Genomic DNA, 3629 nt, shown 5'->3' with positions numbered 1-3629 from the left:
CCACACAACTGGCAGCAGTAAAATTAGATCCGGCGTTTTTCTTTACCAATATGTACTTGCTGGATGGGATACTCCGCAACGCTCATATTCAAAATCTTCTTTAGCAGCATACCCCGGCATCATTTCAATAGCGCCCCTTGTTTCTTTAATCAATTGTTTCGGAGATTCGTCCATGCATACTACCGGACAATCTTTATCGTATGGCCTTTTATATATGTCAAGCACACGTTCCATGTTGGCTGCGAAGTCGCCATTGTTCAGCGGCAGGATTACCCAACCTTTCACTTTCCAGGGTTGTAATTCGTTTTTTTTAGAACCCTCCTTACGGTTTCATAAGAAATATCATCAACATACTCTAATTCAACCATCTTGTCGGCAAGCAATCGCAATGACCACTTAGAAAACCCCTCCGGGGCCTTGCTGCATGCTAAGGCAATTAAATGGGCCTCCATGTCGCCGTCCGCTTTCTTTTCATACACCCGCGTAGTCGGGCTGTTTTCCAGCGCCGCCTCAAAACCCTCTTCCACAAACCTCTTTTTTACCCGGTCTATTGTCCGCATCCCGATTTTGAGCACTTTGGCAACGTCTTCATTATTGACTTTATCTGCAAATTCCCCCTCGTCGCAGTTCAGCAAAATCAATGCATGGATTACTTTTTTGGAGGTATGTGTACCTCCTTTGGTTATGGAGAGTAATTCAAGCCTCTCTTGTTGTGTCAGTGTAACCTTATACTTTACCATAGTCCTTTTGGATGGCAAAGATACAAAATTATACGTCATAGTATAAATGACATGACACTAGCCAGTGTCGGCTTTTTAATACTGTTCTTTGCCGTAGTTAATCTCTTACCTAAGACTGGTGGCACTTATTACGAATTCGATAAATACAATAAGACTATTGACTCGCCAATTTCTGCAACAGTAAAAAGAATTGTTGAAGGAAAAAACTACTTTGGTGCCCAATTCGGTAAGGACTCAAACAACTATTTTGGCTTTACTTACCATATGGAAAGGACACCAAAGCTATGGTTAAAAGAATATCCAGAAAGTTTTATCGTTATGGGAGACTCTGTATTTAAAAAGGAAAACAACGACACTTTTTTTGTTTTAAGAAACGGCAAGTCTTGGAAATATATTTTGCCTCGAGACACAGTTCAAGAAAAATAATGGCGAACAACAACAGCACGGGCTGCTAACAATGCATTGGCAATATGGCGGTCGACGAATAGATTCTCAGCTTTTTGTTCGCTATTCAGCTTCAGTTTCAGCCGACGAATAACACCGAGCAATAGAATAAACAATGAACTTTTATTTATAAATTCAGCAGCGGTTATGGGCTGACGATTTTCAAATACCGCCACATCGCCAAGCCGTACCGTTGGCTGCAACTAATAAGACATACTACTTAATGAAAAAACTGCCAATAATAGCAACTATACTCCTCACTTTAAATTCTTGCGGACAGAAAACAACTTTGGATGATAAATACAGCAATTTAGACAAATTTGGGAAGACTATTAGTAAGCTTCATGATTCATTAGGCAAGAAATACAACATTAAGGATTACGGCTTTGATGTTGAATGTATTTATGGACAAGCAGACTTAACAAAATTGGTCAGGGAAATGCTGGATTTAGGTGAGTTTAAATACAAATTTGTTAGCGATGGACAGGACAAATCAAAACAGCAGTATTATTCTATTTATCAAATAATTGATAAATCTTACGAATTCAGAACAAGCTCTGTAGGAGATTATGTTGACTTAGAAACCGTATTTCCAAGCTTGCAGCAGATTGTAAAGGATAACAAACCTGAATATGAATACAATTACAGTAATATGGACGGTGGGCAAATTGCATTTTTAATATTTGCAAAGACAACGGAGTTAGTACAAGCTGTAGATGAAGGCTATCCCTGCTCTCTTGAAAGTGGACGATGGCAGTGGGATAAAGAATGGAAATGGGGCGTTTATTCTGATATTATTTTAGAGAAGATTCCAGACTTTGCTGATTTGAAAAGAAAGTATTACCAGACCTTAAAAGAGCTATACGACGAGGGCTTTAACGTACCAAACCTTACTATTAATAGAATTTACATTGATGATATTTTCAAGGATAAGTCAGTTGACATAGTTATTGACGGAGGACCGGGAACGACTTCAGCCAATGATATAATCGGTCATAAAGTTCGGTGCTTTTGGGAAGGCTGGGGAGTACTGTTGGCTTACACATTAGTTACACGTTACAACGGTAAGCCGACCTTATATGACAAGGAACTAAACACAACGACAACTTTGAGACAACAAGAATATGTAACAAAAGCAAAGACGGCTTTCGGCAGATGACCATAACTGACACCAACAGGCGGTCTGGCAGTATGGCGGGGCAACGAATATCTGTTCAACTTTTTGTTCGCTAATCGGCTTCAGTTCCAGCCGACGAATAACACCGAGCAAAGGAATAAACAATCAACTTTTATTTATAAATTTAGCTTCGGTTACGGGCTGACGATTTTCAAGAACCACCACATCGCCAAACCGTGCCCGTTAGCAGCTATGGCGACAGACACCTCAACAATAGATAGACAGTTTGAGAGGAATAAAAGCTTTTATAGTTTTAACAAATACATAAAGTAGAGCGGGAACTACTTGACAAACAACCTGACCTGTAACAGGGATTGAATAATAGGGGCGAAACCGAAAAGCAATTAGATTAGGAATTAAAAATTCAGAAAAATGCAAACATCATTGAATTTTAGGAAAGAGCCCTTTGCTCTACTTCTTTTGACAACAATCATTTTATTGTTTGTCCTTGCTTTGCGACCTATTACCAATGTGGACTTTCAAGACAACGTAATGTTCGGAGTTCCCCTGGATAATATGGTTTGGATAATCCCTTGCTTTCTGATTTCTTTTTGGTTGTTGTATTTGGCGACTAAGAAGTTTCTTTACTCAACAAAAGCAACCTGGGTTCACGTTATTGCGACTGTTGCCTCAACTCTGTTAATTGTTTCATCCCTTTACGTTGGGATTAACCCGACACAAACAATTTTAGAAAATCACGAATTAGTAGGCAATATAATTCAAATAGTGACATTTCTTTTTATTGCTGGACAGTTGACATATATTGGAAATCTAATATTGGGACTGCTCAAAGGACAAAAAGTGATTTGAGAATGGAGAAAAGAAAGCCACAAGCAGCTAACATATAGGGCTTAAACGAAGCGGAGCGCAGCGGAGGTTCGATTTAAGCCTATGTTGACTAGCCTGCCCCGCAGGATTGCGGGGAAGCTTTGGCAGCCGTGCAAATTAGTTATGGATTTTGAATGAAGCGAATGTCTGCATTGTAAAGATGCTGACGGGCTTGCCGGGTTGTTGATGTCAGCATTATTTATTTGGGTTGCGCTTTTTAGGAAGGGTTATCTACGCAAAGACTGTTCTTTTTGTGCCTGTAAAGGTTGTTTTTGTACGCCAGGTACAATAGGGTTCCCTTTCAAAGGCCCGCTTTGAAAAAATAATCAGCCATTTATTTTCTGCTGTTCTGCTTTCCATTGAGCCATCATATCACAGGGAGGGCCGTTGGCGCCGAAGCTTAATAATGTTATCATTTTGCCTGTTTTGCAACAGGGGCA

Annotated in this window: 4 protein-coding genes and 1 pseudogene; 3 read left to right on the top strand and 2 right to left on the bottom strand. The window is 39.8% G+C overall.

The window, feature by feature from the left end; all coding sequences use genetic code 11:
- Window positions 1–72: 72 nt before the first annotated feature.
- A pseudogene (locus F0364_RS01850) lies at window positions 73–740 on the bottom strand (IS630 family transposase); the annotation flags it as partial.
- Window positions 741–791: 51 nt separating this feature from the next.
- Here F0364_RS01850 and F0364_RS01845 point away from each other — a divergent pair.
- Window positions 792–1166 carry a hypothetical protein gene (locus tag F0364_RS01845; RefSeq protein ID WP_153796049.1) on the top strand — a complete coding sequence of 125 codons (375 nt, stop codon included), beginning with the start codon at window positions 792–794 and terminating at the stop codon, window positions 1164–1166.
- Here the strand turns inward: F0364_RS01845 and F0364_RS01840 are convergent.
- Window positions 1154–1387, bottom strand: a complete 234-nt coding sequence (locus F0364_RS01840) for a hypothetical protein (protein ID WP_153796048.1) — start codon at window positions 1385–1387, stop codon at window positions 1154–1156. The genes F0364_RS01845 and F0364_RS01840 overlap by 13 nt on opposite strands.
- 20 nt (window positions 1388–1407) lie before the next feature.
- Here F0364_RS01840 and F0364_RS01835 point away from each other — a divergent pair, with 20 nt between their 5' ends.
- Both F0364_RS01835 and F0364_RS01830 read left to right on the top strand, forming a co-directional pair.
- Window positions 1408–2343, top strand: coding sequence for a hypothetical protein (locus tag F0364_RS01835; protein ID WP_153796047.1), 936 nt, complete (start codon window positions 1408–1410; stop codon window positions 2341–2343).
- 390 nt (window positions 2344–2733) lie between these two features.
- On the top strand, window positions 2734–3171 hold the full coding sequence (locus F0364_RS01830; protein ID WP_153796046.1) for a hypothetical protein: 438 nt from the start codon (window positions 2734–2736) through the stop codon (window positions 3169–3171).
- The last annotated feature ends 458 nt before the right edge of the window (window positions 3172–3629 follow it).

Origin of the sequence: Foetidibacter luteolus (genome assembly GCF_009650435.1) — a bacterium.
Taxonomy (GTDB): Bacteria; Bacteroidota; Bacteroidia; order Chitinophagales; family Chitinophagaceae; genus Foetidibacter; species Foetidibacter luteolus.
This window is presented reverse-complemented; position numbering and strand designations above follow the sequence as displayed.

Coding starts and splice junctions, on each gene's coding strand:
- F0364_RS01830 (WP_153796046.1), top strand. CDS start 2,734: ATGCAAACATCATTGAATTTTAGGAAAGAGCCCTTTGCTCTACTTCTT.
- F0364_RS01845 (WP_153796049.1), top strand. CDS start 792: ATGACACTAGCCAGTGTCGGCTTTTTAATACTGTTCTTTGCCGTAGTT.
- F0364_RS01835 (WP_153796047.1), top strand. CDS start 1,408: ATGAAAAAACTGCCAATAATAGCAACTATACTCCTCACTTTAAATTCT.